5 protein-coding genes are annotated in these 3,580 nt (G+C 66.6%); 1 reads left to right on the top strand and 4 read right to left on the bottom strand.

The window, feature by feature from the left end; translation table 11 throughout:
- On the top strand, positions 1-309 hold a 309-nt coding region (locus EN925_RS28140; protein WP_128337081.1), incomplete at its 5' end, for a GFA family protein.
- 43 nt (positions 310-352) lie between these two features.
- On the opposite strand, the gene EN925_RS28135 is transcribed toward EN925_RS28140, so the two are convergent.
- The 4 genes from EN925_RS28135 to EN925_RS28120 all read right to left on the bottom strand — a co-directional run.
- On the bottom strand, positions 353-1,426 hold the full coding sequence (locus tag EN925_RS28135) for a D-alanine:D-lactate ligase-like protein (RefSeq protein WP_127368653.1): 1,074 nt from the start codon (positions 1,424-1,426) through the stop codon (positions 353-355).
- 127 nt (positions 1,427-1,553) lie between these two features.
- On the bottom strand, positions 1,554-2,435 hold the full coding sequence (locus tag EN925_RS28130; RefSeq protein ID WP_024502161.1) for an SMP-30/gluconolactonase/LRE family protein: 882 nt from the start codon (positions 2,433-2,435) through the stop codon (positions 1,554-1,556).
- Positions 2,432-3,073: a 2-dehydro-3-deoxy-6-phosphogalactonate aldolase gene (locus EN925_RS28125; protein ID WP_013528597.1), complete on the bottom strand. Its 642-nt coding sequence runs from the start codon at positions 3,071-3,073 to the stop codon at positions 2,432-2,434. The genes EN925_RS28130 and EN925_RS28125 overlap by 4 nt, the downstream gene beginning before the upstream one ends.
- Positions 3,070-3,580, bottom strand: a 511-nt coding sequence (locus EN925_RS28120) for a 2-dehydro-3-deoxygalactonokinase (RefSeq protein ID WP_206632979.1), incomplete at its 5' end; no start/stop codon positions are given. The genes EN925_RS28125 and EN925_RS28120, both read right to left, overlap by 4 nt.

The raw sequence follows: 3,580 nt of genomic DNA, 5'->3' as shown, positions 1-3,580 counted from the left end.
GACAGCTCAGGCACCGGCCACGGATCCTACCTGACCTTCGGCCAGCGTGCCGATATGGCCATTACCGGGGAGGTGAGCACCTGGCGCGTGGCGGGCGCCAGCGGCAATGAAAAAATCCACACCTTCTGTCCAACCTGCGGAACGCCGGTCTTTCTGATATCCGTCGCCATGCCGGAATTCATAGCGGTCCATGCGGCCAGCCTCGACGATCCGGAACAGTTCAGCCCACAGATGGTGACTTACACGAGCCACGGCCATGCCTGGGACAAGATGGATCCCGCCTTGCAGGCGGTCGAGCGAATGCCGTAGTGAAACGCGTCCGCCGGTCGGCCCGCGATCTGCCGTAGCGCCTTCAGGCGCGATGCTCTTGGCCGATCAGCCGGCTCGCCGCTGTCTCGGCTATGGCATCGGCAAGCTCGAGGCCCCATTGCTGGCGGCAATAGGCGCGGAAATCGAAGCAGGGCAGGCCGGGGCAGACCTCGAACTCGATGAGGTGGACGGTGTCGTCGGCCTCGACCCTGAGATCGATGGAAAACACGTCGCGCAGGCCGAGCCCGCTCATCAGCCGCCCGGCGATCGCACGAATCCTGGCGTCGGCGGCCGGCTGGCTGTCGGCGACCGCGACGAGCTCCGGCTCGGCGTAATGTCCCGCCGCTTTCGCTGCCTCGCCAGTGTCGCCGTAGAGCGCCAGGCTGTCGGCCATGGTCTGGAAATCGGCGCCTGAATCGACAAAGGCCACGCCAAGCACTTCGACTCCCGCGCCCGGCATCAGGCTAAGGAAACTGGCGCGCACGTTGCGGCCGGCGACGTAGGGCTGGACGACGACATCGTCGCGATAGGCCGAAAAGACGCGCCGGCTGAGCTCCAAAGCGTGGGCGAGATCGCCGCAGCGCGACTCCGGCCAGATGCCGATCTTGGCGCCGAGCCGGTTGGGCTTGACGAACCAGCCGGCGGGCGAGGCCGGCGGCTCGACCAGCCATTGGCCGTCACGCGCGAGCCCAGCCTGTGGCACCGGCAGGCCGAGCGCGCCGAGCACGGCGCCGGAGCGGAACTTGTCCTGGCAGAGCGCGAACAGCGCATCGTCGGCGCCGATTGTCTTGAAACCGCCCAGTCGCGCCAAAGCGGGCGCCGCGCCGCCGCGGAAATAGGCGATGCCGTCGGTCAGCGTCCAGACCAGCGTTGTGCTGGGATGCTCGCCGGCGAGCACGCTGGCAGCGTCGTCGAGCGCCACCGGCGTGAACGACAGGCCGCGTGCCTGGCAGGCACGGCCAAGCACGTCGAATTCAGGAGCGAGATCGGTCGACTGCGCCAGATAGGACGCGATTTCGGTTGCGCGCTGCGGCGCATGGCCGTCGGCGACCAGACGGTCGAAACAAGCCTTTTCCGGCTCATGGACGAGTATCAGTTTCGGCTTACGGCTTGGCATGAGATGAACGATCCCCGGCGGTACGATCACCTACCATCGCATGGTCGAGACGTCAGGCTCTCGCGAAACCGACACGGTGCGGGCGGTGGCGTGACAACGCACCGTCCGACCGTAGAATCCAGTTCGATCAGGCGATCAGCACGCGCGGCTCGAAGCGGCCGTTGACGGGAATATCGAGCAGAAAGGTCATGCCGCCCTGCAGATCCAGCAGACGCTGCTTCTCATCCTTGCCCGACCAGGCGGAGGTGACCGCCAGCCGGTCGGCCTTGGCGCCGACGAAGGCTGGGCAGGATGGCTGCGTCACCGGCATGGCGACCGTGCGGACGAGCTTGCCGTCGGGTCCGTAGGCTTCGATGACGCTGCCGCCCCAGACGGCGTTCCACAGGATGCCGTCGCGGTCGAGCACCGACCCGTCGACATAGCCCTTGGCCGAGCGGTGGTCGACGAACAGCTTGGGCTCACCGGCAGGCAGACCGGTCGCCGGGTCGCAGGCGACGCGCATCAGCAGCCCGGTCGAGGTGTCGGTGTAGTAAGCGATCGCGCCATCCTCGGTAAAACAGATCGAATTGGAGACGGTGATGTCCGAAAACAGCTGGCGCAGTTCGCCCTTGAAAAACCAGTAGATCGAACCCGCGCCTTTTTCCTCGCCCTTGCCCATGGTGCCCATCCACAGGGCGCCGCAGGGATGGACGCGGGAATCGTTGGAGCGCGTGACCGGATTGTCGGCCTCGACAGGCGTGTGCAGCGTCAGCTTGCCGGTCGCGACATCGCGGACATAAAGGCCGGTCTCGGCGGCGATCAGCTGGCGCTTGTCGTCGATGACGGCGATGGCGCTCGCCATTTGGCCAAGCTCATGGACGGTGGTCGCGCCGCCGGACAGCCGCTTTTCCAGAAGCTGGCTGTTGACGATGTCAAACCAGTAGAGCGTATCGGTGGCGGGATCGTAGCTCGGCCCCTCGCCGAGCTGGCAGACGTGATCGGAAAAAACCGAAACGATCGCTTCGCTCATCCTGCTTCTCCGAACACCGCATCCCAGGCCGCGACGGCAGCTTGCGCACGCGCGGCCACCTCGTCGACGCTCATGCCCGGCTTGAACAGGCTGGAGCCCAGACCAAAGGCGGTCACGCCGGCAGCCTTGTAGCCGGCAAAATCTTTTTCGGAGACACCGCCGACGGCACCGACCAATGTCTGCGCCGGCAACACCGCGCGCATCGCTGAAATGCCGCCGGCACCCAGCACGCTCGCCGGGAAGAATTTCAGGGCCGAGGCGCCGAGCTTGATCGCCAGGAAAGCCTCGGTCGGCGTGAACACGCCGGGCATCGTCACCATGCCGTAATGCATGGCGCGCGCCATCACCTCGGCATCGATGTTGGGACTGACCAGAAGCCGCCCTCCGGCCTGGTGCAAGCCATCGACATCGGCCGGCGTCAGCACCGTGCCGGCGCCGACCAGCGCCGTTTTCGGCAGCACTTGGACGATGCGGGCGATCGACGAGAACGGTTGCGGCGAGTTGAGCGGCACTTCGATCGCCTCGATGCCAGCGTCGAACAGCGCCTGGCCCATGGCCATCGCCTCGGTGGGCTTGAGCCCGCGAAGGATGGCAACCAGGCCGCGCTTGAGTTTTGGAAACGGTGCGGTCTGGCTCATCGGGCAACTCCAATTCTGGCGATCATGCCGTTCTCGCGCGCCGCCTCGACGAGACCGGCACGCACTGCCTCGTCGGCGTCGACGGCCCGGACCTCAAGCCCAGCAAGACCAAGTGCGGCCTGGTAGAGTGCGGCCAGCGCGCCGGAGGCAATCAGCACCACGGGTTCGGCACCGGCGCCATGCCGGCGGCTGGCGGAGGCGATCTCGCCGCCGATCAAAAGGCCGGACAGGCAGGCGGCGGCATCGTCGGCTTTCAGATCCTGCAGCAGGCCGGCGGCGCGGATCGAAAACAGCCGCGAGGTGACATCGCCGCCTTCGCCCAATGCGGTGTCGCACCAGCGGCGGAAGAACGGATTGTCCGATGTGACCGGCTTGGGGTGCTCGCCGAGCGAGTGGCGCAGGATCGAGTGCGCGGCAAGCACGGAAAACAGCTCGCCGGTCGGCCAGGTGCCGAAGCCGGTGACGGCGCCGTCCTCGACCAGCACCCATTTCGAATGGGTGCCGGGC

The organism is Mesorhizobium sp. M7A.F.Ca.US.006.04.2.1 (assembly GCF_004022915.1).
Lineage (GTDB): Bacteria > Pseudomonadota > Alphaproteobacteria > Rhizobiales > Rhizobiaceae > Mesorhizobium > Mesorhizobium ciceri.
This window is presented reverse-complemented; position numbering and strand designations above follow the sequence as displayed.

What these genes read in the sequence shown, in the direction of transcription:
- EN925_RS28130 (WP_024502161.1), bottom strand. Translation starts at nt 2,435, where the DNA reads ATGAGCGAAGCGATCGTTTCGGTTTTTTCCGATCACGTCTGCCAGCTC.
- EN925_RS28125 (WP_013528597.1), bottom strand. Translation starts at nt 3,073, where the DNA reads ATGAGCCAGACCGCACCGTTTCCAAAACTCAAGCGCGGCCTGGTTGCC.
- EN925_RS28135 (WP_127368653.1), bottom strand. Translation starts at nt 1,426, where the DNA reads ATGCCAAGCCGTAAGCCGAAACTGATACTCGTCCATGAGCCGGAAAAG.